22 protein-coding genes and 2 tRNA genes are annotated in these 24,175 nt (G+C 73.5%); 16 read left to right on the forward strand and 8 right to left on the reverse strand.

Going from position 1 to position 24,175, the window contains the following annotated elements; genetic code table 11:
• Positions 1–148: 148 nt before the first annotated feature.
• Positions 149–562 carry an SsgA family sporulation/cell division regulator gene (locus AC2RP6_RS30875; RefSeq protein WP_030011909.1) on the reverse strand — a complete coding sequence of 138 codons (414 nt, stop codon included), beginning with the start codon at positions 560–562 and terminating at the stop codon, positions 149–151.
• Positions 563–738: 176 nt separating this feature from the next.
• Here AC2RP6_RS30875 and AC2RP6_RS30880 point away from each other — a divergent pair, with 176 nt between their 5' ends.
• Both AC2RP6_RS30880 and AC2RP6_RS30885 read left to right on the forward strand, forming a co-directional pair.
• Positions 739–1,221, forward strand: a complete 483-nt coding sequence (locus AC2RP6_RS30880) for a TIGR02611 family protein (protein ID WP_486449141.1) — start codon at positions 739–741, stop codon at positions 1,219–1,221.
• A gap of 46 nt (positions 1,222–1,267) precedes the next feature.
• A tRNA-Val gene (locus AC2RP6_RS30885) sits at positions 1,268–1,339 on the forward strand.
• A 79-nt stretch (positions 1,340–1,418) separates the two neighbouring features.
• Here the strand turns inward: AC2RP6_RS30885 and AC2RP6_RS30890 are convergent.
• Positions 1,419–3,770 (reverse strand): SCO7613 C-terminal domain-containing membrane protein, encoded by a 2,352-nt coding sequence (locus AC2RP6_RS30890; protein WP_486449142.1) that lies wholly within the window; start codon positions 3,768–3,770, stop codon positions 1,419–1,421.
• A 139-nt stretch (positions 3,771–3,909) separates the two neighbouring features.
• Here AC2RP6_RS30890 and AC2RP6_RS30895 point away from each other — a divergent pair.
• Positions 3,910–3,981 (forward strand) — tRNA-Val (locus AC2RP6_RS30895).
• Positions 3,982–4,043: 62 nt separating this feature from the next.
• On the opposite strand, the gene AC2RP6_RS30900 is transcribed toward AC2RP6_RS30895, so the two are convergent.
• Positions 4,044–4,769: an exonuclease domain-containing protein gene (locus AC2RP6_RS30900; protein ID WP_486449143.1), complete on the reverse strand. Its 726-nt coding sequence runs from the start codon at positions 4,767–4,769 to the stop codon at positions 4,044–4,046.
• A 220-nt stretch (positions 4,770–4,989) separates the two neighbouring features.
• On the opposite strand from AC2RP6_RS30900, the gene AC2RP6_RS30905 reads away from it, so the two are divergent.
• Positions 4,990–5,607: a DUF4365 domain-containing protein gene (locus AC2RP6_RS30905; protein ID WP_486449144.1), complete on the forward strand. Its 618-nt coding sequence runs from the start codon at positions 4,990–4,992 to the stop codon at positions 5,605–5,607.
• Positions 5,607–6,842, forward strand: coding sequence for a hypothetical protein (locus AC2RP6_RS30910; RefSeq protein ID WP_486449145.1), 1,236 nt, complete (start codon positions 5,607–5,609; stop codon positions 6,840–6,842). Before AC2RP6_RS30905 ends, AC2RP6_RS30910 begins: the two co-directional genes overlap by 1 nt.
• Here AC2RP6_RS30910 and AC2RP6_RS30915 read toward each other — a convergent pair.
• Positions 6,784–7,287 (reverse strand): GNAT family N-acetyltransferase, encoded by a 504-nt coding sequence (locus AC2RP6_RS30915; protein WP_486449146.1) that lies wholly within the window; start codon positions 7,285–7,287, stop codon positions 6,784–6,786. The genes AC2RP6_RS30910 and AC2RP6_RS30915 overlap by 59 nt on opposite strands.
• A gap of 927 nt (positions 7,288–8,214) precedes the next feature.
• On the opposite strand from AC2RP6_RS30915, the gene thrS reads away from it, so the two are divergent.
• Both thrS and AC2RP6_RS30925 read left to right on the forward strand, forming a co-directional pair.
• Positions 8,215–10,191: a threonine--tRNA ligase gene (thrS, locus tag AC2RP6_RS30920; RefSeq protein WP_486449147.1), complete on the forward strand. Its 1,977-nt coding sequence runs from the start codon at positions 8,215–8,217 to the stop codon at positions 10,189–10,191.
• Positions 10,192–10,260: 69 nt separating this feature from the next.
• Positions 10,261–10,821 carry an HIT family protein gene (locus AC2RP6_RS30925; RefSeq protein WP_486449148.1) on the forward strand — a complete coding sequence of 187 codons (561 nt, stop codon included), beginning with the start codon at positions 10,261–10,263 and terminating at the stop codon, positions 10,819–10,821.
• A gap of 18 nt (positions 10,822–10,839) precedes the next feature.
• Here AC2RP6_RS30925 and AC2RP6_RS30930 read toward each other — a convergent pair whose 3' ends face one another.
• The 3 genes from AC2RP6_RS30930 to AC2RP6_RS30940 all read right to left on the reverse strand — a co-directional run bounded on the left by AC2RP6_RS30930 (position 10,840) and on the right by AC2RP6_RS30940 (position 15,357).
• Positions 10,840–11,259 carry a DnaJ family domain-containing protein gene (locus tag AC2RP6_RS30930; protein ID WP_486449149.1) on the reverse strand — a complete coding sequence of 140 codons (420 nt, stop codon included), beginning with the start codon at positions 11,257–11,259 and terminating at the stop codon, positions 10,840–10,842.
• An 81-nt stretch (positions 11,260–11,340) separates the two neighbouring features.
• Complete coding sequence (locus tag AC2RP6_RS30935) at positions 11,341–13,005, reverse strand: hypothetical protein (protein ID WP_486449150.1); 1,665 nt, start codon at positions 13,003–13,005, stop codon at positions 11,341–11,343.
• 147 nt (positions 13,006–13,152) lie between these two features.
• Positions 13,153–15,357 (reverse strand): elongation factor G-like protein EF-G2, encoded by a 2,205-nt coding sequence (locus AC2RP6_RS30940; protein ID WP_486449151.1) that lies wholly within the window; start codon positions 15,355–15,357, stop codon positions 13,153–13,155.
• 301 nt (positions 15,358–15,658) lie between these two features.
• Here AC2RP6_RS30940 and pgsA point away from each other — a divergent pair, with 301 nt between their 5' ends.
• From pgsA to AC2RP6_RS30955, 3 genes are read left to right on the forward strand one after another with little or no spacing between them, the layout of a single operon-like run.
• On the forward strand, positions 15,659–16,324 hold the full coding sequence (gene pgsA, locus AC2RP6_RS30945; protein WP_486449152.1) for a phosphatidylinositol phosphate synthase: 666 nt from the start codon (positions 15,659–15,661) through the stop codon (positions 16,322–16,324).
• Entirely contained in the window at positions 16,324–17,238 is a 915-nt protein-coding gene (locus AC2RP6_RS30950; protein ID WP_486449153.1) for a phosphatidylinositol mannoside acyltransferase, read from the forward strand. Before pgsA ends, AC2RP6_RS30950 begins: the two co-directional genes overlap by 1 nt.
• Entirely contained in the window at positions 17,235–18,407 is a 1,173-nt protein-coding gene (locus AC2RP6_RS30955; RefSeq protein ID WP_486449154.1) for a glycosyltransferase family 4 protein, read from the forward strand. The genes AC2RP6_RS30950 and AC2RP6_RS30955 overlap by 4 nt, the downstream gene beginning before the upstream one ends.
• A 734-nt stretch (positions 18,408–19,141) precedes the next feature.
• On the opposite strand, the gene AC2RP6_RS30960 is transcribed toward AC2RP6_RS30955, so the two are convergent.
• A complete protein-coding gene (locus AC2RP6_RS30960; RefSeq protein WP_486449155.1) occupies positions 19,142–19,459 on the reverse strand; it encodes a hypothetical protein in 318 nt (105 codons plus the stop codon).
• Positions 19,460–19,682: 223 nt separating this feature from the next.
• On the opposite strand from AC2RP6_RS30960, the gene AC2RP6_RS30965 reads away from it, so the two are divergent.
• The 6 genes from AC2RP6_RS30965 to ruvA all read left to right on the forward strand — a co-directional run bounded on the left by AC2RP6_RS30965 (position 19,683) and on the right by ruvA (position 24,112).
• On the forward strand, positions 19,683–20,225 hold the full coding sequence (locus AC2RP6_RS30965; protein WP_486449156.1) for a LemA family protein: 543 nt from the start codon (positions 19,683–19,685) through the stop codon (positions 20,223–20,225).
• Between the two features lie 176 nt (positions 20,226–20,401).
• Complete coding sequence (pdxS, locus tag AC2RP6_RS30970; RefSeq protein ID WP_030656154.1) at positions 20,402–21,319, forward strand: pyridoxal 5'-phosphate synthase lyase subunit PdxS; 918 nt, start codon at positions 20,402–20,404, stop codon at positions 21,317–21,319.
• Between the two features lie 7 nt (positions 21,320–21,326).
• A complete protein-coding gene (gene pdxT, locus AC2RP6_RS30975) occupies positions 21,327–21,920 on the forward strand; it encodes a pyridoxal 5'-phosphate synthase glutaminase subunit PdxT (protein WP_356813155.1) in 594 nt (197 codons plus the stop codon).
• Between the two features lie 56 nt (positions 21,921–21,976).
• Positions 21,977–22,729, forward strand: a complete 753-nt coding sequence (locus AC2RP6_RS30980; RefSeq protein ID WP_030656159.1) for a YebC/PmpR family DNA-binding transcriptional regulator — start codon at positions 21,977–21,979, stop codon at positions 22,727–22,729.
• A 232-nt stretch (positions 22,730–22,961) separates the two neighbouring features.
• Positions 22,962–23,492 carry a crossover junction endodeoxyribonuclease RuvC gene (gene ruvC, locus AC2RP6_RS30985; RefSeq protein ID WP_486449157.1) on the forward strand — a complete coding sequence of 177 codons (531 nt, stop codon included), beginning with the start codon at positions 22,962–22,964 and terminating at the stop codon, positions 23,490–23,492.
• Complete coding sequence (gene ruvA / locus AC2RP6_RS30990) at positions 23,489–24,112, forward strand: Holliday junction branch migration protein RuvA (protein ID WP_486449158.1); 624 nt, start codon at positions 23,489–23,491, stop codon at positions 24,110–24,112. Before ruvC ends, ruvA begins: the two co-directional genes overlap by 4 nt.
• Positions 24,113–24,175 lie beyond the last annotated feature (63 nt).

Consider the following 24,175-nt stretch of genomic DNA (forward strand, 5'->3'; position numbering starts at 1 on the left):
GCCCGACAATAGCCGGTCCCCGCGCAGCACACAGGCGCCGTCCTCGCGGGTGGCTTCCGCGGGAACAGCGCCGGGCGCAGGCGTATGTGGTTGTCCGCTCCGCACCGTCGCCCCGAGTCGGACGGTGTCGAGCGGCTGTGGGCCTGGCTCAGCTTTCGGCCAGGATGTGGGAGAGCTCCTTGTCGAGGTCGAAGTGCCGGTGCTCGGTCCCGGGTGGAACCGCGGCGTCCGTCCGCTTGAGGAACGACTCCAGGGCTCGGGCGGGTGCTTCGAGAAGCGCTTCTCCCTCCGGGGAGCTCAGGGCGATGCAGACGACGCCCTGACCGTGACTGCGGGAGGGCCAGACGCGGACGTCGCCGGTACCGGTGGGCCGGTGCAGGCCCTCCGCGAGGAGGTCGCGGGCGAACACCCATTCGACCGTCTCCTCGGCGCCGGTGTGGAAGGTGGCGTGCACGGCGTAGGGGTCGGCCGTGTCATACCGCAGGCCCGCGGGAACAGGCAGTGAGGACTCGCTCGACACAACGAGGCGCAGGTGCAGCTCGCAGCTGACCGTGGTGTTCATAAGCGCCAGGGCCTTTCGCTCAGTGTGCGCTCGGGGATTCGCACGTCGGCGAAATCGACATGCCACCTACGGTGTCGTTGTAAACCCCTCTGACCGTTTTGCGGACCTCTGGGTCCCTCGGACGGCGGATCCAAACGGTCGTTCCCGTGTGCTTCGCGCTCGGGTAGATTCGACCCATGAATACGGGGAGTGACCGCGGAACGAACGAGTCCGCCACCGGCGACGCCGCCACGGAAGCCACCGCCCACACCGCTGGGGGGACCGGTGCGGAGACCGCGGAGGAACAGCCGCACGTCTCGAAGGCGCCCGCCTTCATCAAGGCCCGCAGGACCCTGCACCTCAGCTGGCAGGTCGGGGTCTTCGTCGTCGGACTCGCGGTGATCGCCGCCGGCGTCGCGATGCTCGTCCTGCCCGGCCCCGGCTGGGTCGCGATCTTCGCGGGACTGGCGATCTGGGCCACCGAATTCGCCTGGGCCCACCTCGTCCTGCGCTGGACCAAGCGCAAGGTCACCGAGGCCGCCCAGAAGGCGCTCGACCCGAAGGTGCGCCGCCGCAACATCATCCTGACCACCACCGGCCTCGTCATCGCGGGCGCGCTGATCGGCTTCTACCTGTGGAAGTACGGGCTCGTCCTGCCCTGGGACCTCAAGGACCAGTGATGGTCAAGGAGCACCGCTGACATGGGGTAATGTTTGCGGTGCGTCCGGGCGATTAGCTCAGTGGGAGAGCACTTCGTTCACACCGAAGGGGTCACTGGTTCGAACCCAGTATCGCCCACCCGGACCAGAGGCCCGGAGACTTCACCGTCTCCGGGCCTCCGGCGTTTCCCCGGCCCCCGCCCCCGGGTGCGCCGGCCCTACCGGAGGCGCCCGATCGCGGTCCGCAGCCTGCGGGCGTCACGCAGCCGCTTCTCGTACGTCGCCCCCACCGCCAGCAGCAGCACGCCCGCCAGGGCCGGCGGCACCCACCGCGGCAGCGCCCCGGCCACCTGCACCACGTACGGGGCCAGCTCGTGCACCCCCACAGCCGCCAGCGCGGCACCGCCCAGCAGGAGCGGGGCCTGCAGCCGCCACCGCGCCCCGGCCAGGGTCACCGCCAGCGCGGCCACCCCCAGCACCAGCGGACGCACCCAGCCGGTGTCGGCCCAGGCCGCCGGCAGGCTCGGCAGCAGCGTCGCCCCCAGGCCCGGCCCGTACGCCGTCCAGGACGAGGCCCCCGGGTCCCGGCGACGCCGCAGGAACCCCACCGCCAGGGCGGGCACGGTCACCGGCAGCGTGTACGCCTCCGGCGCCGTCACCCCGGACTCCGCCAGCCGCACCCACGTCGCCGCGACGAACAGCGCACCCGCCGCCCAGCCCAGCACCCGCCGCTCCGGCCGCACCGCGGCACCCGCGCAGACCACCCCGGCCAGCGCAAGGACCAGCGCCGCCGGCGCGGGCCGCCCCGCGGACAGGGCCAGGGCGAGGACGCCCGACACGGCCGCCGCGATCTCGGCCGGCAACCGGACGGCGCCCAGCCGCGGCCCGAGCGCCGCCACCACCGCCGGGACCGCGAGGACCGGCAGCGCCCACCGGGCCACCGCCAGATCCGTCACCGCGCACGCCGCCACCAGCAGCCCGGTCGCGTAACCGACCGCGCACACCGCCGCCGCCGACCGCACCCACCGCGCGGCGGGCCCGTACGCCGCCCCAGCGGCGCAGCACGCTCCCAGCAGCCCCCAGACCGCGAAGGTCGCCGCGCGGCCGTCCAGCGCGCCCAGAGACACGTTCAGCGCCCCCGCCAGCGCGCACCCGGCCGCGGCGATCCGGACGCCCCGGGCGCCGGAGCGCAGGGCCACCACCCCCGCCGCGCCCGTCACGGCGAGCTGCACCGCGAACACCGCCGCCACCGGGAACCCCAGCAGCACCGGCGCCGTGAACAGGGCCGCCCAGGCCGACACCACCGACAGCACCGCCGGCTCCGGCCGCGCGGTCACCCGCGACAGCCACTGGGCGGCCACCGCCGTCAGCAGCAGCGCCACCGCCGCCGCCGGCCCCGGAGCGTACGGATCCGCCGCCGGGGTCGTCGCCGCCCACACCTCCTCCAGCACCCGCAGCCGCGCCACCGGCACCGGCGCCACCGCCGCGCCGGCCGCCAGCGCGCCCAGGGCGCCCACCACCGTCCCGGCCCAGACCGCGCCGCGCCGCACCGCCTCCGGCAGCGCGGACACCCGTACCGCCGCCAGCAGCGGCAACCCCACCAGCAGGTGCGCCACCACCGCCCAGCCCGGTGTCAGCTCCGGCCGGGCCAGCCCGGCCACCGCCACCACCGCCGCCACGCCGCCCACCAGCGCGGCACCCCACACCCGCGGCTCCCGCCAGGCGGCCGCCACGCCCAGGGCCGCACCCGCCAGCAGCAGCGCCGCCGGAGCCAGGGCCTGCGCCGCCGAACCCGCCGACCAGGACTGGACCGCCCCGACGCACAACGCCGTCACGCCCAGCAGCGCCGCCGGGACCGCCACCGCCCGGACCCGCAGGGCCGCCGCCGCGTCCAGCGCGGCCGTGGCCAGCAGCGCCCAGCCGAGGCCCAGCGGTCCCGCCTGCCACGCCAGGGCCGCCAGCGGCAGCGGCAGCTGCGCCGCGACCACCGCCGCCGGCAGCGGGATCCGCAGCTCCCGCAGCACCGACCCGTACCCGGCCCACACCGCCGCGAGCACCGCTGCCGCCCCGGCCGCGTACCCGGTACCGTCGGTGTCCGGCATGCCGACCGCGTACAGCGCGTAGGCGTCCAGGACCGTCAGCAGCAGCCCCACCGCGGCCACCGACTCCGCCGTCGACCGCAGCCCGCGGCGCAGCAGCAGCGCGGGGGCCGCCAGCGCCGCCGCCGTCACCACGGCCAGTACCGCCGAACGCCCGGCGATCCCCATGGACCCCCAGCTGACCAGAGTGAACGCCAACGCCGCCACGGCCAGGAGCACCGCGCCCAGGGTGAGCAGCACGTTCTGCGCGCTCGGGGCGGAGGCCTCCTTCGCCGGTCCGGCGGACCAGCCGGGCGGGACCGGGGCGGCGGACGCGGCCGGCCCCCAGGGGACCGCCACCGCACCCGCCGGCTGGAGCAGGCGCAGCAGCCAGTCCCGGCGAGCCAGCAAGTACAGGCGCCGGGCATCGAGTTGGGCCAGCTCACGGTCGACGAGCGCCAGCTCTTCGGCCGGCGGCAGAGGGGAGTTCATAGGGGGAGTGTGGCGCCCGTCACCCGGTCAGGACATGGGCGGGGGTACTCAAGTACGACCTGAGTACCCCCGGGCGGGGACCGGCCGGGGAAGCGGTTTGAACCAGCCCCGGGGCTTCTGTATTGTTCAGTGCGTTCCCGGGCGATTAGCTCAGCGGGAGAGCACTTCGTTCACACCGAAGGGGTCACTGGTTCGATCCCAGTATCGCCCACCGGGTCAGGCCGGTCCGTCGATGACGGACCGGCCTTCCGCATGTCCGGTCACCCCGCCCGGCTACGCGGCAGCCGACAGGTCCGGCCGCAGCGGCCAGTGCGGATCCACCGCCTCCGGCGTCCCCTGCCGCGCGAACCAGGCCTGCAGACCGCGCGCCTGCGCCGCGTGCCACACCGCCTGGAGCGTGTGCAGTTCGGCCGGCGTCAGCCGCTCCAGCCGCGGGGCGAACCGGCGGCCCACCGCCCGCACCAGCTCCAGCGAGGCCAGCGCGTCCGCCGCCGCGTCGTGCGCGCCCTCCAGCTCGATCCCGTAGTGCGCGCACAGGTCCGTCAGCGTCCGACGACCCTTGCGGTACCGGTCCAGATGCTTGTCCAGCACGCGCGGGTCCAGCACCGTCAGCGGCCGGTTGTCCAGGTACCGCGACAGCGACGACGCCCGGTGCCGGCGCAACTCCCGGTCCAGCAGCGTCAGGTCGAACGGCGCGTTCATCACCACCACCGGCCGCCCCGCCACCTGCTGCTCCCCGAGCGCCCGCGCTATCTCCTCCACCACGGGCGCCGGCCAGCGCCCGTGGCGCTGCAGGTGCTCGTCGGTGAGGCCGTGCACTTCCGTCGCGCCCGCGGGCACCGGAACGCCGGGATTGACCAGCCAGCGCGTCGTGCGGACCCGGCCGCCCGCGCACTCCTGCACGATGAGCGCGGCGGACACGATCCGGTCCTGCTCCACGTCCACCCCGGTGGTCTCCGTGTCGAATGCGGCCAGCGGGCCCTCATACCAGCGGTTCATGGCGAACTCCTCGTCCCCGGTCGGCAGTTGGGGTGCAGCCGGGCGCCGCCGCCTCGGAACGTGCCGCCCCTGCCCGAATCGGTGATACCCGGGCTGTTTGTTCCGTACGCCGTTTGCGGCGACCCGGGTGCGGAGACAACATCCTTGGGGGACCGTACACATGACCGGTCGTCACCCACCCACCACCGAAGCAGAGCCCGGAAGGCACGGGGAGCCGGCCATGGCGCTCGCACAGCCCGAACCGGGCGGGGTGCTGGCGGGGCAGATCGATCCGCGGACGACCGCCACCGGTGCAGGCGCACCGGACGGGACGCGGGCCGTACCGCTGCGCGGCACACTCGCCACCACCGCCTGTATGGAAACCCTCCAAGTGGGATACCTGCACGCCGTCGTCGCCGCGGCCGGCTGCTCGCTGTCCCAGCCCTTCCCCGACAACGGCGTGGACTGGCACGTCAGTCACGGGGCCCCCGAGCACGTCGTCGACGACGAGGTCACCATCAAGGTGCAGTTGAAGGCGACCTACCAGGTACCGCCCCGGCCGCCCGGCCCCACCTTCGCCTTCACCCTCGACAACGAGCACCTGGTGAAGCTGGCCCGCACCCCGGTCGCCGTCCACAAGATCCTCGTCGTGATGCTCGTCCCGCGGGAGCGCGACCAGTGGCTCGCCGCCGGACACGACCGGCTCGACCTGCGGCACTGCTGCTACTGGACCAATCTCGCCGGACACCCCGTGACCGGCCGGCGCCGGACGACCGTACGGATACCGACCGCGCGGATCTTCGACGACCGGGCGCTGTGCGAGATCATGACCCGGGTCGGGTCGGGAGGGACACCCTGATGCACTGGCACCCGTCGAACCTCGAGCCACTGCGGCCCCCGGAGCACGGCCGTCCCGGCCACCACCCCGGCTTCCCGCACGCCGCCGTGCCCGACCCCGAGCACGTCGACCCCGCCGTGCTCGGCGCGCTGCTGCACCGGCACGGCTGGCTGCGCCGGGGCGGGGCCGCCGGCCGGTACGGGCGCTGGACACCGCCCGGGTGCGCGGGCACCAGCGTGCTCGTCCCCGAGACCCGGGCCTTCCCCGACTGCGCCGACCTGCTGGACGAGGCACTGACCGCGCTCTCGCGCAGCCCGCTGCCGTCCGCCCGCGAGGTCCTGTACGGGCTGAGCGTGCCGAGCGACGAGATCCGCTGGGAGCGGGAGGTCCCGCCCGGGGCGTACGGGCTGGAGGGCGAGGCCGCCTGGACCGCGCAGGAGCAGCTGCGCTCGGCCGCCCGGCAGTTGCTGCTCGCGGGTGCGCTCGCGGCGCGGGCCACGGCCGGGTACTACGGCGCCCGTCACCGGGCCCAGGCCGAACGCGCCCTGGACTCCGTCCTGGTGGGGCCGCAGCCGGGCGGGCGGCACCTGAGCGCGTACCTGCCGGTGGACGGCGGGCGGGGCATCGTGACGCGGCTGCACCACGCGCTGCACGCCGCCCGCGAGGCCGCGGACTACCAGCGGGCCACCGGCGGCATGGAGGCCTTCGACGCCGCCGTCGGGGCGGGGGTCAGCCGGGAGCTGGCCGAGGCGCTGATCGCGCTGGTGCGCGGCTCCGAGGGGGCCCGTGTCGGGCTGGCCTGGGCGCCGGCGGCGGGGGTGCCGGCGGGCTGTGCGGCGCGGCCCGAGCCGGTGGAGTTCTCCCCGGGGGACCTGCCGGTGCTGCGGGAGGCGGCGGCGCGCTACACCCGGGACGAACCGGCCGTGCCGGTGCGCGTCGCCGGAGCCGTGGTCCGGATGCGGCGCTCGGGCCCGGGCGGCGGGGGCACGGTGCGGCTGCGGGTCCTGGCGGGGGCGGAGGTCCCCTACGTACGCGCCAAGCTCGACGAGGAGGCGTACCGGGTCGCGGGCCACGCGCACCTGGTCGGCCTGCCGATCCGGATCAGCGGCCGGCTGCAGCGCCGGGGCGGCTTCCGGCGGCTCACCGGCGCCACGGACGTGAGCCCCGTCCCGCTCGACGAGGTCGAGCGCGACCGCCTCATGAAGTCGCTGGAGGAGTCCTTCGATCCGGCGGACGTACTGCCGTCCGACGACTGAAGGAGGCCATGGTCAGTCCCGGGGCGGGGGAGAAGTCCGCGCCGCGGGTGAAACCGAGGCCTTCGTACAGGCGGACGGCGGGCGCGTTGGCGGCGCCCGTGGTGACGTGCACCGCGCGGCCGGGGAACAGCTCGGCCAGCGCGTGGCGCAGCAGCCGGGAGGCGATGCCGCGGCGGAAGAAGGCGGGGGCGACGCAGAGCCGGTCGATGCCGATGGCGCCGTCCGGCGCCTCCTCCCAGGCCAGGAACCCGGCCGGCTCCCCGTCCTCGGAGACGGCCCCGACCCAGCGCAGCGGCAGCGCGCGCATCTCGGCGAGGCCCTCGCGCAGGGCGGGGATCCCGTCGAAGCCGATGATCTCGGCCTCGACGGCGTACGCGGCCAGGCCGATCCGGTGCACGGCGGCCGCGGTGGCGTCGTCGCGCAGGTCGAGGGCTCGTATCAGCACGACGGTAATCCTTCCGGGTCGGAGCGGTACGGCCCACGCTACCGGTGCCCCCGGCGGCCGGCCCGGAATTTTCCGAGCGCGCCCGGCCCGGGGCGGTCGCCCTGCGCGGGCACCGCGGGGTGCGGCCGACGGGCCGCGGGCTTCGCGGCCCCTGAGCCCCTGGCGCGCGGGCTCCGCGGACCGTGAAGCCTGCCCTGCGGGGGTTCGGCGGTTATGCGGGGGTGCGGTGCGGGCTTCGCGGCCGGTGATGCCTGCCCTGCGCGGGCGCCGCTGCTATGCAGGGGCGATGCGGGCTTCGCGGCCGGTGATGCCTGCCCTGCTCGGGCTTCGCGTCGGTGCGGGGGTGCGGTGCGGGCTTCGGGAACGGTGTGCCCGCGGGGGCTCCGCGGGGCGCGGCCGGGGGGCTTCGGGTGGGGCGGTGCCCCTCCGGGGTGTCTCCTCGGCTCGCGAACCCTTCACCGGACCGGCCCGTTCCCGGCGGTGGGTTCGCTCGACCTGCGGGGACACCCCGCAGTGTCCCCACCCCACGGTCCGTCCCGGGACGGACGGGCCCGTGGTCTTCCGGGGGCGGGGGGCGCACCGGGGTCTCCCCGCAGGTCGAGCGAACCCACCGCTGTCCGGCGGGCCGGTCCGGTGCGGGGTTCGCGAGCCGAGGAGAGACCCCGGGGGGACCCCGCCCCCTGCCCGCCTGCGGCTGCCCCGCCCCGCCCGGCCCGGTGGTTTCCCGGCTCGTGGGCCGTCCCTGTGCGTCGGAGAGTTCGGCGGGCCGGTCCACGGCTCCTGCCGGGCCGCGTTCCGCCGGGCCCCCGCCCCGCTGGCCCCGTCGGGGCGGGGCGCGGGAGAACCGTTTAGCGGCGCAGCCACTCCGCTCGGTACGATTCAGGCGCGCAGCGTTCGCTCGCGCACCCCCTGAGTCAGGAGAGACCGGTGTCAGACGTCCGTGTGATCATCCAACGCGATTCCGAGCGGGACGAGCGCGTGGTGGCCACGGGCACTACGGCGGCGGAGCTCTTCGCCGGCGAGCGCACCATCATCGCCGCCCGCGTAGCGGGCGAGCTCAAGGACCTCAGCTACGCGGTGCAGGACGGCGAGACCGTCGAGCCGGTGGAGATCTCCTCCCAGGACGGCCTCGACATCCTGCGCCACTCGACCGCGCACGTCATGGCGCAGGCCGTGCAGGAGCTGTTCCCCGAGGCCAAGCTCGGTATCGGCCCGCCGGTCCGCGACGGCTTCTACTACGACTTCGACGTGGCCCGGCCCTTCACCCCGGAGGACCTCAAGGCCGTCGAGAAGAAGATGCAGGAGATCCAGAAGCGCGGCCAGCGCTTCGCGCGCCGCGTCGTCACCGACGAGGCGGCCCGCGAGGAGCTCGCTGACGAGCCGTACAAGCTGGAGCTCATCGGCATCAAGGGCTCCGCGTCCACCGACGACGGTGCGAACGTCGAGGTGGGCGGCGGCGAGCTGACCATCTACGACAACCTGGACGCCAAGACCGGCGAGCTGTGCTGGAAGGACCTCTGCCGCGGTCCGCACCTGCCCACCACCCGCAACATCCCGGCGTTCAAGCTCATGCGCAACGCGGCCGCCTACTGGCGCGGCAGCGAGAAGAACCCGATGCTCCAGCGCATCTACGGCACCGCGTGGCCGTCGAAGGAGGAGCTGAAGGCCCACCTCGACTTCCTCGCCGAAGCCGAGAAGCGCGACCACCGCAAGCTCGGCAACGAGCTCGACCTCTTCTCCGTCCCGGACGAGATCGGCTCCGGCCTCGCCGTCTTCCACCCCCGCGGCGGCATCATCCGCCGCACCATGGAGGACTACTCGCGCCGCCGGCACGAGGAGGAGGGCTACGAGTTCGTCTACTCCCCGCACGCCACCAAGGGCGCGCTCTTCGAGAAGAGCGGGCACCTGGACTGGTACGCGGAGGGCATGTACCCCCCCATGCAGCTCGACGGTGGTACCGACTACTACCTCAAGCCCATGAACTGCCCGATGCACAACCTGATCTTCGACGCGCGCGGCCGCTCCTACCGCGAACTGCCGCTGCGCCTGTTCGAGTTCGGCACCGTGTACCGGTACGAGAAGTCCGGCGTGGTCCACGGCCTGACCCGGGCCCGCGGCTTCACCCAGGACGACGCGCACATCTACTGCACCCGTGAGCAGATGGCCGACGAGCTCGACCGCACCCTCACCTTCGTGCTGAACCTGCTGCGCGACTACGGCCTGACCGACTTCTACCTGGAGCTGTCCACCAAGGACCCGGAGAAGTTCGTCGGCTCGGACGAGGTCTGGGAGGAGGCCACCGCGGTCCTCCAGCAGGTCGCCGAGAAGCAGGGCCTCCCGCTGACCCCCGACCCGGGCGGCGCCGCCTTCTACGGCCCGAAGATCTCCGTGCAGGCGCGCGACGCCATCGGCCGCACCTGGCAGATGTCGACGGTGCAGCTCGACTTCAACCTGCCGGAGCGCTTCAACCTGGAGTACACCGCCCCGGACGGCTCCCGTCAGCGCCCGGTCATGATCCACCGTGCGCTGTTCGGTTCGATCGAGCGGTTCTTCGCGGTGCTGCTGGAGCACTACGCGGGTGCCATGCCGCCGTGGCTGGCCCCGGTCCAGGCCGTCGGCATCCCGATCGGCGACGGGCACGTCGAGTACCTGCAGGAGTTCGCCGCCGAGGCGAAGAAGCAGGGTCTGCGGGTCGAGGTGGACGCCTCCTCCGACCGGATGCAGAAGAAGATCCGCAACCACCAGAAGCTCAAGGTGCCGTTCATGATCATCGTCGGTGACGAGGACATGGCGGCGGGAACGGTCTCCTTCCGCTACCGCGACGGTTCGCAGGAGAACGGCATCCCGAAGGACGAGGCGCTCGCCAAGCTGGCGAAGGTCGTCGCGGACCGCGTCCAGGTCTGATCCGTGACGAGGGCCCCCGGAAAGTGATCACTTTCCGGGGGCCCTCCTCGTCCGCGCGGGCAAGGTCATATGCTGCATGCCATGACGACTGAGCCGGAGCAGCAGATCGGGGTGGGCACGCAGGACGCGTTCCAGCGTCTGTGGACGCCCCACCGGATGGCCTACATCCAGGGGGAGAACAAGCCGACCGGCCCGGAGGCCGGGGACGGCTGCCCCTTCTGCGGAATTCCGGAGATGTCCGACCAGGACGGCCTGGTGGTGGCCCGGGGCCAGCACGTCTACGCCGTGCTCAACCTCTACCCGTACAACGGCGGCCACCTGATGGTCGTGCCCTACCGCCACGTCGCCGACTACACCGAGCTGGACGCCCCGGAGACGGCCGAGCTGGCCGACCTCACGAAGCGCGCGATGGTGGCGCTCCGCAAGGCCTCGGGGGCGCACGGCTTCAACATCGGCATGAACCAGGGGGCGGCGGCCGGCGCCGGCATCGCGGCGCACCTGCACCAGCACATCGTGCCCCGCTGGGGCGGCGACACGAACTTCATGCCCGTGGTCGGGCACACCAAGGTGCTGCCCCAACTCCTGGCGGACACCCGCCAGATGCTCGCCGACGCCTGGCCCGTCGGCTGATCGGGCGGTCGGGCGGGATCAGGCGGGATCAGACGCGCCGTCCGGGTGTGACGCCCGCCAGGTGCCGAGCACCTCGTCGACGTCGTACTCGCTCAGACCCAGGGGCGGCCCGGGCGGCGGCATGCGCAGGGCCGCGCGGATCTTCTCGTTGATCTCGGTGAGGACCGTCCGGGCCCGCTGCTCGGTCCGTGCCGCGAGGGCCGTCTCCAGGGCGTCCTCGGCCTCCTTGCGCAGCGCGAGGGCGGGGGGCAGGACGGCGAGGCCCTCGCGGTGCATCTTCTGCTTGACCCACCACAGGTCGTCGTAGGGGGCGTCGAGCGAGGCCAGCGGCTTGCCGAAGCCGGGCAGCTCCGCGAAGTCGCCGCGGGCCGTGGCCTGCCTGATCTGCCGGTCCACGAAGGACTCGAAGTCCACGCCGGGTGGTTTGCGCTCGGTCACGATCGCCTCCTCGGGCTGTTTCGCCGGGCCGTTTCGCCGGGCCGCCTCCTCGGGAGGTGCTTCCCGGCCCCTCCACCCAAGCTACGCGTCGTAGACGTCCGCCTTGCGCGGTGACGGCTCCTGGATGAGGCCGCTCATGATCGACGAGCGGTTGGTGAAGCGGTCGGTGTCCACGCCGTTCTCCTCCAGGACCTTGAAGGTCGCCGCGTGGATCGACCTGAGGACCGGGGCCACCGTGCGCAGGGCGTCGTCCGCCATGAACCGGTGGCGCCACATCGAGCTCGCCCAGACGTGACGCAGCCCGAACGGCTCGGGCAGGACCAGCTTGCCGCCGAAGAAGTCCAGGACCGGCGGGTACCAGGTCAGCGGCGCCCGTACGGCCAGGCGTACGACCTCCTGGGTGTCCACCAGCGGCAGCGGCTTCTCCACGGTCTCCCAGAAGCGGATGCTCTTGGGCACCTCCACCACCGGGGTCTTGGACTTCGTGGTGAACAGGCCGTGCACGGGGCCCAGGGCGTGCGCGGTGACGTCCACGCGCAGGGTCTTGTAGAGCACGGTGACGGTGACCAGCATGTTGATGATCAGCTGGCCGTCCCAGAGCGGGTACTGGATGCCCAGGTAGTGCCGGTTCCCCGAGTTGAACTGCTGCTCGTTGCAGATCCGGGTGACCTCGTGCGGCTTGACGAGGAAGGCGTCGACGTTCTCACCGGTGGGGCGGGCCACCTCGGCGGCGCCCTCGCCGACCGGGGTGACGATCCAGTGCTGGATCGCGGCGGGCGGGAAGCCCCCGGTGTGCAGCGGGCCGCGCTCCAGCTTGCGCAGCTGGGCGTCGATCGCGCGGATGACGTCCCAGGCCCGGAAGGGGTGGATCTCCTTGGCCTCGTCCTTCGGGGCGAGTTCCTCGGCCATCTGCCAGTTGCCCCAGCGGGTGCCCATGCCGAGGATGCCCTTGGGGCCGGCGTAAAAGACCTGGTTGCTGCGGTCCTCGGCGGTGAGCTTGGCCAGCTGGTGGCGCAGGTCCTCGCGGGCCTTCTCGTCCGGGTTGCCCGGTACGGCCTCCGGGATCTTGGCGGCGACCCCGCCGCCGGACAGCAGGCCGTCCCAGCGCTCGCGCAGGTCGCGGGCGGTGGACTCGCAGGTGCGGCGGGCGAGCAGCCAGCCCAGCGCCGGCGCGATGATCATGGCGCGGACGTAGAGGCCGAGGAATCCGGTGAGCGGCAGCCGGAACATCAGGATCGCCACCACGACGCCGATGCCCACCAGGAGCACGGTGCCCAGCCAGGAGTGCTTGCCGCCCTTGGACGACATGGACTTGCGGAGCTGGAAGAGCCCCAGCCACAGCAGCAGCCCGGGCAGGAACAGCACACCGCAGACCAGCATGATCAGCCGGAGCCTGCGGTCGCGCTCCTTGCGGATGCGGGACGCCGCCAGGCAGTGCTCGACGACGGTCTGCGGGTCGGCGCCGAAGGACTGGATGAGCGGCTTGCGGCCGGCCCCCAGGGTGCGCGCCTCGACCGCGCGGCAGAAGGCCTCGCCGAGGCTGGGTTCGAAGAGCGAGAGCTTCGGGGGCTTCACGGTGGCCGGGTGGTTCTCGCTGTTGGCCCCGAGTATCGCGTCGAGCTTGCTGTCCTTGCCGCCGTCACGGTACGCGGCCGAGGCGAGGGCGTTGGTCGCCGCCGTCTGCCCCCCGCCGTTCTGCAGAGGAATCTGCGCGCCGGGCCTGAAGTCGAATCCGTCGTCCGCCACCGCTGCCCCCACCCCATCGCTGTGCGTTCCTGCTGTTCCGGTGCGCCGACGAGCCTATCGGCGGATATCGCCCCACGGTCATGGGACAGGGAAATGCCGCCCACCGCAAGCCGGTTGGATGGGCGGCACTCCCGGGTGCCCTGGCAACTACGTTCGCTTCTCCGTCTGTTCGCGCACCTTCTCCGCGAGCTGCGGCGGCATGGGCTCGTGCCGGGCGTAGGAGCGGGCGAATCGGCCCGTGCCGTGCGAGACGGAACGCAGCTCGACGGCGTAGCGGCCGATCTCGATCTCGGGGATCTCGGCGCGTACCCGGGTGCGCCCGGTCCCGGCCTGGTCGGTGCCCACGACCCGGCCGCGGCGGCCCGCGAGGTCGCTCATGACGGGCCCTACGTACTCGTCCGGGATCAGGACGTCGAGCTCGGCGACCGGTTCGAGCAGGTCGATGCGGGCCTCGGCGGCGGCCTCGCGCAGGGCGAGGGCGCCGGCCGTCTGGAAGGCGGCGTCCGAGGAGTCGACCGAGTGCGCCTTGCCGTCGAGGAGGGTGATGCGTACGTCGACCAGCGGATAGCCCGCCACGACCCCGCGGGCGGCCTGGCTGCGCACGCCCTTCTCCACCGACGGGATGAACTGGCGGGGCACGGAGCCGCCGACGACCTTGTCGACGAACTCGATGCCGCTGCCGGGCGGGAGCGGCTCCACCTCGATCTCGCAGATGGCGAACTGGCCGTGGCCGCCGGACTGTTTGACGTGCCGGCCGCGGCCGGCCGCCTTGGCGCCGAAGGTCTCGCGCAGGCTGACCCTGTGCGGGACGGGATCGACCTGGACGCCGTAGCGGGTGCGCAGCCGTTCCAGGGCGACGTCCTGGTGGGCCTCGCCGAGGCTCCACAGGACGACCTGGTGGGTGTGCGGGTTCTGCTCCAGCCGCATGGTGGGGTCCTCGGCGACGAGCCGGGCCAGACCCTGCGAGAGTTTGTCCTCGTCCGCCTTGCTGTGGGCCTCGACGGCGAGGGGGAGCAGGGGGTCGGGCATGGTCCAGGGCGCCATGAGGAGCGGGTCGTCCTTGGCGGAGAGGGTGTCGCCGGTCTCCGCACGGCTCAGTCTGGCCACGCAGGCCAGGTCTCCGGCGATGCACCGGCCGAGGACGCGCTGCTGCTTGCCGAAGGGGGCGGTGAGGGTGCCGGTCCGCTCGTCCGCTTCGTGGAGGGCGCGGCCCTCTTGGCCGCGGTCGGCCACGCCGTGCCCGCTGACGTGGACGGTCTCCTCGGGGTTCAGGGTGCCGGAGAAGACGCGCACGAGGGAGACGCGCCCGACGTACGGGTCGGAGGAGGTCTTGACGACCTCGGCGACCAGGGGCCCGGCGGGATCGCAGGTGACGTCGGGGCGGGCGGAGCCGTCGGGGCGGGTGACCGTGACGGCGGGGCGCTCCAGGGGCGTCGGGAAGCCACCGGTGATCAGTTCGAGGAGTTCCACGGTGCCCAGGCCCTGACGGGCGCCGTCGGCGGCGGGCGCGGCCATCAGGACGGGGTGGAAGGTGCCGCGGGCGACGGCGCGCTCCAGGTCGTCGACGAGGGTCTTGAGGTCGATGTCCTCGCCGCCGAGGTAGCGGTCCATGAGGGTCTCGTCCTCGCTCTCGGCGATGATCCCCTCGATCAGGCGCGAGCGGGCCTGCGTGATGAGCGCCAGCTCGGCCGGGTCCGGGTCGCGCTCCACGCGCTCCCCGGAGGCGTACTCGTACACGCGCTGCGAGAGCAGGCCGAGCAGGCCGGTGACGGGGGCGTGGCCGTCCGGGCCGGCGGGGCCGTGCAGGGGGAGGTAGAGGGGGATCACCGCGTCGGGGTCGTCGGCGCCGAAGATCTCGCCGCAGACGGTGGTCATCTGCGTGTAGTCGGAGCGGGCGGCCTCCAGGTGGGTCACGACGATGGCGCGGGGCATGCCGACGGCCTCGCACTCGTCCCAGACCATGCGGGTGGCGCCGTCGATCCCGTCCGAGGCCGAGACGACGAAAAGGGCCGCGTCCGCCGCGCGCAGACCGGCCCTGAGTTCTCCGACGAAGTCGGCGTATCCGGGGGTGTCCAAGAGGTTGATCTTGATGCCGTCCCATGCGACGGGGACGAGGGAGAGCTGGATGGAGCGTTGGCGGCGGTGTTCGATCTCGTCGTAGTCGGAGACGGTGGCGCCGTCCTCGACCCGACCGGCCCGGTTGACCGCTCCGGCGGTCAGGGCGAGGGCTTCGACCAGCGTGGTCTTGCCGGATCCGCTGTGGCCGACCAGCACGACGTTCCGCAGGGACGAGGGGCGGTCGGCCGTCAGTGCCCTGCCGGCGGCTCCGGCTTGGTGTGATGTGGCTCCCATGGTGCTCGTGCCTCCCGGTGGTGACGGTGAGGAGGGTGGGTTCCTTGTCCCCGCGCATGAGGAATGCGCGGTTCTACGAGCTTTGCACTGCTGTCACATCGCGTCCATACGTCGTACCGGGGACGTACGGGGCCCGTACCGGAGCCGTACCCCTGACCCGCGGGCGGCGGTCCACGGCACGAAGAAGGCCTTACGGGCGAGAACCGGTGGGTGCGCGGCGCTCCGGCGGCGGCGTGCTGGCTACGATGGGCCAGCCGGTGGCCGTGGTGGCCGTGCGGCCCAGCGACCCTCCGGGAAGGCCATGCTGAACAAGTACGCGCGTGCATTCTTCACGCGTGTTCTCACGCCATTCGCCGCATTTCTGCTCCGGCGGGGGGTGAGCCCGGACGCGGTCACCCTGATCGGCACGGCCGGAGTGGTGGCGGGCGCGCTGGTCTTCTTCCCCCGCGGGGAGTTCTTCTGGGGCACCATCACCATCACCCTCTTCGTCTTCTCCGACCTCGTCGACGGGAACATGGCCCGCCAGGCCGGGATCTCCAGCCGGTGGGGAGCCTTCCTCGACTCCACCCTCGACCGGGTGGCCGACGCGGCGATCTTCGGCGGCCTCGCCCTCTGGTACGCGGGCACCGGCAACGACAACGCGCTGTGCGCGGTCGCGATCTTCTGTCTGGCCAGCGGCCAGGTGGTGTCGTACACCAAGGCGCGCGGCGAGTCGATCGGTCTGCCCGTGGCCGTCAACGGGCTCATCGAACGCGCCGAGCGCCTGGTGATCTCACTGGTCGCGGCCGGCCTGTCCGGACTGCAGACCTTCGGGGTGCCGTCCTGGATCGGCGTCCTGCTGCCGATCGCCCTGTGGGTGGTCGCCGCCGGCTCGCTCGTCACCCTGATCCAGCGCGTGGTCACCGTACGGCGCGAGTCCGCCGAGGCCGACGCCGCGGCCGCCGCTCCCGAAGGCGGGGCCGCCTGATGGGCACCGCACAGGACAAGCTGGTCGACGGGCTGTACGGACTCGGCTGGGCCGGCGTCAAGAAGCTGCCCGAGCCCGCCGCCGTCGCCCTCGGGCGGCGCATCGCGGACTTCGCGTGGAAGCGCCGCGGCAAGAGCGTGCTCCGGCTGGAGTCGAACCTCGCCCGGGTGGTGCCCGACGCCGGCCCGGAGCGGCTGCGCGAGCTGTCCAAGGCCGGCATGCGCTCGTACATGCGGTACTGGATGGAATCCTTCCGGCTGCCGACCATGGACCCGCAGCGGTTCGGCACCGACGTCGAGTTCAAGGACGAGCCCATCCTGCGCGAGGCCCTCGCCTCCGGGCGCGGGGTCGTCGTCGCCCTGCCGCACCTCGCCAACTGGGACCTCGCCGGCGCCTGGGCCATCGGCCACCTCGGCGTGCCGTTCACCACGGTCGCCGAGCGGCTCAAGCCCGAGACCCTCTACGACCGCTTCGTCGCCTACCGCGAGAGCCTGGGCATGGAGGTCCTCCCGCACAGCGGCGGCGCCGCCTTCGGCACCCTCGCCCGGCGGCTGCGCTCCGGCGGCCTGGTCTGCCTGGTGGCCGACCGGGACCTGTCGGCGTCCGGGGTCGAGGTGGACTTCTTCGGAGCGAAGGCGCGCATGCCAGCCGGGCCGGCGCTGCTCGCCCAGCAGACGGGCGCGGTGCTGCTCCCGGCCACCCTGTACTACGGCGACGCGCCCAGGATGTACGGCCGGATCCACCCCGAGGTGGAGGTCCCCAAGGCCGGGACCCGGACCGAGAAGACCACCGTCATGACCCAGGCGGTGGCGGACGCCTTCGCGTGGGGCATCGCCGAGCACCCGGAGGACTGGCACATGCTGCAGCGGCTCTGGCTGGACGACCTGGAAGACCTGGGGGAGCGCGGCCAGTGAAGATCGGCATCGTGTGCCCGTACTCGTGGGACGTGCCGGGCGGCGTCCAGTTCCACATCCGGGACCTCGCCGAGCACCTGATCGGCCTCGGCCACCAGGTGTCCGTGCTGGCCCCGGCCGACGACGAGACCCCGCTGCCGCCCTACGTGGTCTCCGCGGGGCGGGCCGTACCGGTGCCGTACAACGGCTCCGTGGCCCGGCTGAACTTCGGCTTCCTCTCGGCGGCCCGGGTCCGGCGCTGGCTGCACGACGGCACCTTCGACGTGATCCACATCCACGAGCCGGCCTCGCCCTCGCTGGGGCTGCTGTCCTGCTGGGCCGCGCAGGGGCCGATCGTGGCCACCTTCCACACCTCGAACCCGCGCTCCCGCGCCATGATCGCCGCGTACCCGATCCTGCAGCCGGCCCTGGAGAAGATCAGCGCGCGCATCGCCGTGAGCGAGTACGCACGGCGCACGCTGGTGGAGCACCTGGGCGGGGACGCGGTCGTGATCCCGAACGGCGTGGACGTGGACTTCTTCGCGAAGGCCGAGCCCAAGGCGGAGTGGGGCGAGCAGACGCTCGGCTTCATCGGCCGCATCGACGAGCCGCGCAAGGGCCTGCCCGTGCTCATGGCAGCCTTCCCGAAGATCGTCGAGGCCTGCCCGGACGTACGCCTGCTGGTCGCCGGGCGCGGCGACGAGGAGGAGGCGGTGGCCACCCTGCCCGCCGAGATCCGCTCGCGGGTGGAGTTCCTCGGGATGGTCTCGGACGAGGACAAGGCCCGCCTGCTGCGCAGCGTCGACGTCTACGTGGCTCCCAACACCGGCGGCGAGAGCTTCGGCATCATCCTGGTCGAGGCGCTGTCGGCGGGCGCCGCGGTGCTGGCCTCCGACCTGGACGCCTTCGCCCAGGTCCTCGACCAGGGCGGGGCCGGCGACCTCTTCGCCAACGAGAACGCGGACGCCCTCGCGGAGGGCGCGATCGCCCTGCTGCGGGACCCGGACCGCCGGGCGCGGCTCAGCGCGAGCGGCTCGGCTCACGTGCGGCGCTTCGACTGGTCCACGGTGGGGGCGGACATCCTCGCGGTCTACGAGACGGTCACGGACGGCGCGGCGGCGGTCGGCGCCGACGAGCGCGTCCCGCTGCGCGCGCGCCTGGGCTTCTCGAAGGACACCACGGCCTCCTGACCGCCCGCACGGCCCTCCGCGGCTGACCGGCCGCACGGCCCGGGGCTGCCGGCGACGCCTGCCGTCCACCCGGCCCGCCCCGCGGGCCGGGTGGCGGTCAGCCCGCGCTGACGGTCCGGCCGTCCGCCGGGCGCCACGGGCCCGCGGGCCGGGTGGCGGTCGGGCCGCGCTGACGGTCCGGTCGGGCCGCTTCCGCGGCCGCGCCGCCCTCCGCGGTCGCGCCGCCCTCCCCGGCTGACCGGCCGCGCGTCTTCCGCGGCCGTGCGGGCCGGGCTGCCGGCGACGCCTGCCGTTGGCACAGCTGCCCGCCCTCCCCCCGCGGCCGGGTGGCGGTCGGGCCGCGCTGACGGTCCGGTCGGGCCGCTTCCGCGGCCGCGCCGCCCTCCGCGGTCGCGCCGCCCTCCCCGGCTGACCGGCCGCGCGTCTTCCGCGGCCGTGCGGGCCGGGCTGCAGGCGACGCCTGCCGGCGACGCCTGCCGTCCACCCGGCCCGCCCCGCGGGCCGGGTGGCGGTCGGGCCGCGCTGACGGTCCGGTCCGGCCGTCCGCCGGGCGCCACGGGCCCGCGGGCCGGGTGGCGGTCAGCCCGCGCTGACGGTCCGGCCGTCCGCCGGGCGCCACGCTCACCTCGTGGACGACACCGCCCGAGGTGGTCAGCCCGATCCGGTCGGGGCCGTCCAGACGGCCTCGCGGAGCTCGTTGTCGGTCGAGTCGCCGTTGACGCACCCGCCGCGGCTCAGCGGCGCCCGCGCGGCCCGGTGCCGAGGTGGCCGTACATCGACCCCGGCGGGTCGAACACGGCCGAGCCCGTCTCGACGACCAGCCGCCGGTCGTCCCTGCCGGGGGCCGGCAGGCTCTGCGCCTGCTGCCGTCGGCCGTCGAGCATGGCCAGGAGGGTGACGAGGCACATCACCGGGGCGCCGAGGGCCGGTACCGGCTCGCCGACCGTGACGCGCGCAACGGGCCGCCACACGCCCGGCAGGACCGCCCCGTGCAGGGCGGTCGGCGACAGCCGGCCGAGGGCGGCGAAGTGCCGGCCCAGCCGGTCCGGCACGACCGGGCCGCCGTCCGGGCCGCTCCAGCGGAACCCGCCGGGACGGCCGCCGCGAGGGCGACCGGCCAGTACGACCAGGACGCGGGCCAGTGGTGGTCTTCGATACGGCGCCGTGTCTTCGTCCCCCCGGGTAGTCGGTGGTCACGCCCCCCTACCGGCCCCGGTCCGGCCCGGACGGGCCCGATGGGGGCCGGACGGACGCGGAGCGGTAGGGTCGCGCAGCGTGATCGAAACCCTTGTCTGGATCGCCCTGGCCCTGGCCGTCATCGGCGTCTACCTCAGCTGGACCGCCGGCCGGCTGGACCGGCTGCACTCGCGGATGGACGCCGCGCGGGCGGCGCTCGACGCGCAGCTCGTCCGGCGGGCCTCCGTAGCGCTGGAGGTGGCCACCTCGGGGGCGCTCGACCCCGCCTCCTCGCTCGTGCTGTACGAGGCCGCGCACGCCGCCCGGCAGGCCGAGGAGGACCACCGCGAGGTCGCCGAGAGCGAGCTGAGCCAGGCACTGCGCGCGGTGTTCGCCGACGCGGACCAGGTCGAGGCGCTGAAGGCCGCGCCCGGTGGGGCGCAGGCCACGGAGGAGCTCGCGGCCGCCGTCCGCCGGGTGCCGATGGCCCGGCGCTTCCACAACGACGCCGTACGGGCCGCCCGCGCGCTGCGCCGCCACCGCAAGGTCCGGTGGTTCAGACTGGCCGGGCACGCGCCGTTCCCGCTGGCCTTCGAAATGGACGACGAGCCCCCGGCGGATCTTGCCGACCGGCCCACTTAGGGGGTGTCCGGCCTCGATCCGCCGGACACCCACTGGCCGCGTACAGGACACCGCCTAGGGCCACGGGGGACAAATGAAAGAGCCACTGGCTCCACATTGGCCCTTGTAGTGGACTGGTCCCCTGGGGTTTCCTCGGCTGGAGCAGTACCCGTCTTCCTTTCGAGTGAGGTCAATCCGTGAGCACGCTTCCCACCTCCCCCCAGTCCGCCGAGTCGGCGATCGGCACCTCGCGCGTCAAGCGCGGCATGGCCGAGCAGCTCAAGGGCGGCGTGATCATGGACGTGGTCAACGCCGAGCAGGCGAAGATCGCCGAGGACGCCGGCGCCGTGGCCGTCATGGCCCTGGAGCGGGTCCCGGCCGACATCCGCAAGGACGGCGGCGTCGCGCGCATGTCCGACCCGAACATGATCGAAGAGATCATCGAGGCCGTGTCCATCCCCGTGATGGCCAAGTCCCGCATCGGTCACTTCGTCGAGGCCCAGGTCCTGCAGTCCCTCGGCGTCGACTACATCGACGAGTCCGAGGTCCTCACCCCGGCCGACGAGGTCAACCACTCCGACAAGTGGGCCTTCACCACCCCCTTCGTCTGTGGCGCCACCAACCTGGGCGAGGCCCTGCGCCGCATCGCCGAGGGCGCGGCCATGATCCGCTCCAAGGGCGAGGCCGGCACCGGCAACGTCGTCGAGGCCGTCCGCCACCTGCGCCAGATCAAGAACGAGATCGCCAAGCTGCGCGGCTTCGACAACAACGAGCTGTACGCCGCCGCCAAGGAGCTGCGCGCCCCGTACGAGCTCGTCAAGGAGGTCGCCGAGCTCGGCAAGCTCCCCGTGGTGCTGTTCTCCGCCGGTGGCGTCGCCACCCCGGCCGACGCCGCCCTGATGCGCCAGCTCGGCGCCGAGGGCGTCTTCGTCGGCTCCGGCATCTTCAAGTCGGGCGACCCGGCCAAGCGCGCCGCCGCCATCGTGAAGGCCACCACCTTCTTCGACGACCCGAAGATCATCGCGGACGCCTCCCGCAACCTGGGCGAGGCCATGGTCGGCATCAACTGCGACACCCTCCCCGAGGCCGAGCGCTACGCCAACCGCGGCTGGTAGTACCGACATGACGAACACCCCCGTGATCGGTGTCCTGGCCCTCCAGGGCGACGTACGGGAGCACCTGATCGCCCTGGCCGCGGCGGACGCCGTGGCCAGGCCGGTCCGGCGCCCCGAGGAGCTGGCCGAGGTCGACGCCCTGGTGATCCCCGGCGGCGAGTCCACGACGATGTCGAAGCTCGCGGTGCTCTTCGGCATGCTGGAGCCGCTGCGCGAGCGCGTGGCCGCGGGCATGCCCGTGTACGGCACCTGCGCCGGCATGATCATGCTGGCGGACAAGCTCCTGGACGGCCGTGAGGACCAGGAGACCCTGGGCGGCATCGACATGATCGTGCGCCGCAACGCCTTCGGGCGCCAGAACGAGTCCTTCGAGGCGAAGATCGACTTCACGGGCATCGAGGGCGGCCCGGTCGAGGGCGTCTTCATCCGCGCCCCGTGGGTCGAGTCCGTCGGCGGCGCCGCCGAAGTACTCGCCACCTACGACGGCCACACCGTCGCCGTGCGCCAGGGCAACGTCCTGGCGACCTCGTTCCACCCCGAACTGACCGGCGACGACCGCGTCCACGCGTACTTCGTCGAGATGGTGCGCGCCGGGCTGTGACGGCTCCCGGTAGGATCGGGGGCGAACACTGTTGGTTACGCGAAGGAGACAGGCGGATGTCCGGCCACTCTAAATGGGCTACGACGAAGCACAAGAAGGCCGTGATCGATGCCAAGCGCGGCAAGCTCTTCGCGAAGCTGATCAAGAACATCGAGGTCGCGGCGCGGATGGGCGGTGCCGACATCGACGGCAACCCGACCCTCTTCGACGCGGTCCAGAAGGCCAAGAAGCAGTCGGTCCCGAACAAGAACATCGACTCCGCGGTCAAGCGCGGCGGCGGCCTCGAGGCCGGCGGCGCCGACTACGAGACGATCATGTACGAGGGCTACGGCCCCAACGGTGTCGCGGTGCTCATCGAGTGCCTCACCGACAACCGCAACCGCGCCGCCTCCGACGTCCGCGTCGCCATGACCCGCAACGGCGGCTCCATGGCCGACCCGGGCTCGGTCTCGTACCTGTTCAACCGCAAGGGCGTCATCATCCTGCCCAAGGCCGAGCTGAGCGAGGACGACGTCCTCGGCGCGGTCCTGGAGGCCGGTGCCGAAGAGGTCAACGACAACGGCGACACCTTCGAGATCATCAGCGAGGCCACCGACCTGGTCGCGGTCCGCACCGCGCTCCAGGAAGCCGGCATCGACTACGACTCGGCGGACTCCAGCTTCGTCCCGACCATGCAGGTCGAACTCGACGAAGAGGGCGCCCGCAAGATCTTCAAGCTGATCGACGCGCTGGAGGACAGCGACGACGTCCAGAACGTCTTCGCCAACTTCGACGTCTCGGACGAGGTCATGGAGAAGGTCGACGCGTAAGGCCGCCGCGCGGGGCCGACGCCTCACGCTGCCGCGGGCCGAGCGGAACCGGCGGGCCGACAGGACACACCCTGTCGGCCCGCCGTCGCATTGTCGGTGCGGGCGGATAGCCTGACGGCGTCAACCAGGTGCGCGCCCGGCAACCCGGACCGCACCCGTCAACGGAGCAGCCACGACGGTGCTCAGCCACCTCCGCGGGAGCGGCGGCGGTACAGCCGCAGGAGGGGGCGCGGTGCGCGTACTGGGCGTGGACCCGGGGCTGACGCGATGCGGTGTCGGTGTCGTCGAGGGCGTGGCCGGCCGCCCCCTCACCATGCTCGGAGTGGGGGTCGTACGGACGCCCGCGGACGCCGAGCTGGGCGACCGGCTCGTCGCCGTCGAGCGGGGCATCGAGGAATGGCTCGACACGCACCGGCCCGAGATGGTCGCCGTCGAGCGGGTCTTCAGCCAGCACAACGTCCGCACCGTGATGGGCACCGCCCAGGCGAGCGCCGTCGCCATGCTGTGCGCAGCCCGCCGCGGCATACCGGTCGCCCTGCACACCCCGAGCGAGGTCAAGGCCGCCGTCACCGGCAGCGGCCGGGCCGACAAGGCCCAGGTCGGCGCGATGGTCACCCGGCTGCTGCGGCTCGCCGAACCGCCGAGGCCGGCGGACGCCGCCGACGCCCTCGCCCTCGCCATCTGCCACATCTGGCGGGCCCCCGCCCAGAACCGCCTCCAGCAGGCGGTGGCCCAGCACGCCTCGAAAGGCCGTACCCGATGATCGCCTTCGTCAGCGGCGCCGTCGCCGCGCTCACCCCCACCCTCGCCGTGATCGAGGTCGGGGGAGTGGGCATGGCCGTGCAGTGCACGCCGAACACCATCGCCGGCCTGCGCCTGGGCGAGCAGGCCCGGCTGGCCACCTCCCTGGTCGTCCGGGAGGACTCGCTGACGCTGTACGGCTTCGCCGACGACGACGAGCGGCAGGTCTTCGAGCTCCTCCAGACCGCGAGCGGCGTCGGGCCGCGCGTGGCGCAGGCGATGCTCGGCGTGCACAGCCCGGACGCCCTGCGCACGGCGTTCGCCTCCGGCGACGCGAAGGCGCTGACGGCGGTGCCCGGCATCGGGCCCAAGGGCGCGCAGAAGCTGCTGCTGGAGCTCAAGGGAAAGCTGGGCGCCCCGGCCCCGGTGGTGGGGGCCCAGCGCGCGGTCGCCCCGGGGCCCGCCCCGTGGACCGAGCAGCTCTCGGCCGCCCTCATCGGCCTCGGCTACGCGTCGAGGGACGCGGAGGAGGCGGTCGTCGCGGTGACCCCGCAGGCCGAGGCGGCCATCGCCGCCGGCGGCTCGGCCCCCGTCCCGCAGCTGCTGCGGGCGGCCCTGCAGTCCCTGAACCGGGCCCGCTGACGCCGCAGCCGCGGCCGCCGCCCGGGACCGGCGAGGCCGCGGCGGGGCCCGGAACGACCACCG

It is taken from the genome of Streptomyces sp. WAC03905, from assembly GCF_057371075.1.

Excerpts from the sequence above, each read along its gene's own strand:
- AC2RP6_RS30875 (WP_030011909.1), bottom strand. The coding sequence starts at position 562 with ATGAACACCACGGTCAGCTGCGAGCTGCACCTGCGCCTCGTTGTGTCG.
- AC2RP6_RS30880 (WP_486449141.1), top strand. The coding sequence starts at position 739 with ATGAATACGGGGAGTGACCGCGGAACGAACGAGTCCGCCACCGGCGAC.
- AC2RP6_RS30890 (WP_486449142.1), bottom strand. The coding sequence starts at position 3,770 with ATGAACTCCCCTCTGCCGCCGGCCGAAGAGCTGGCGCTCGTCGACCGT.
- AC2RP6_RS30900 (WP_486449143.1), bottom strand. The coding sequence starts at position 4,769 with ATGAACCGCTGGTATGAGGGCCCGCTGGCCGCATTCGACACGGAGACC.
- AC2RP6_RS30905 (WP_486449144.1), top strand. The coding sequence starts at position 4,990 with ATGGCGCTCGCACAGCCCGAACCGGGCGGGGTGCTGGCGGGGCAGATC.
- AC2RP6_RS30910 (WP_486449145.1), top strand. The coding sequence starts at position 5,607 with ATGCACTGGCACCCGTCGAACCTCGAGCCACTGCGGCCCCCGGAGCAC.
- AC2RP6_RS30925 (WP_486449148.1), top strand. The coding sequence starts at position 10,261 with ATGCTGCATGCCATGACGACTGAGCCGGAGCAGCAGATCGGGGTGGGC.
- AC2RP6_RS30940 (WP_486449151.1), bottom strand. The coding sequence starts at position 15,357 with ATGGGAGCCACATCACACCAAGCCGGAGCCGCCGGCAGGGCACTGACG.
- pgsA (WP_486449152.1), top strand. The coding sequence starts at position 15,659 with ATGCTGAACAAGTACGCGCGTGCATTCTTCACGCGTGTTCTCACGCCA.
- AC2RP6_RS30950 (WP_486449153.1), top strand. The coding sequence starts at position 16,324 with ATGGGCACCGCACAGGACAAGCTGGTCGACGGGCTGTACGGACTCGGC.
- pdxT (WP_356813155.1), top strand. The coding sequence starts at position 21,327 with ATGACGAACACCCCCGTGATCGGTGTCCTGGCCCTCCAGGGCGACGTA.
- AC2RP6_RS30980 (WP_030656159.1), top strand. The coding sequence starts at position 21,977 with ATGTCCGGCCACTCTAAATGGGCTACGACGAAGCACAAGAAGGCCGTG.
- ruvA (WP_486449158.1), top strand. The coding sequence starts at position 23,489 with ATGATCGCCTTCGTCAGCGGCGCCGTCGCCGCGCTCACCCCCACCCTC.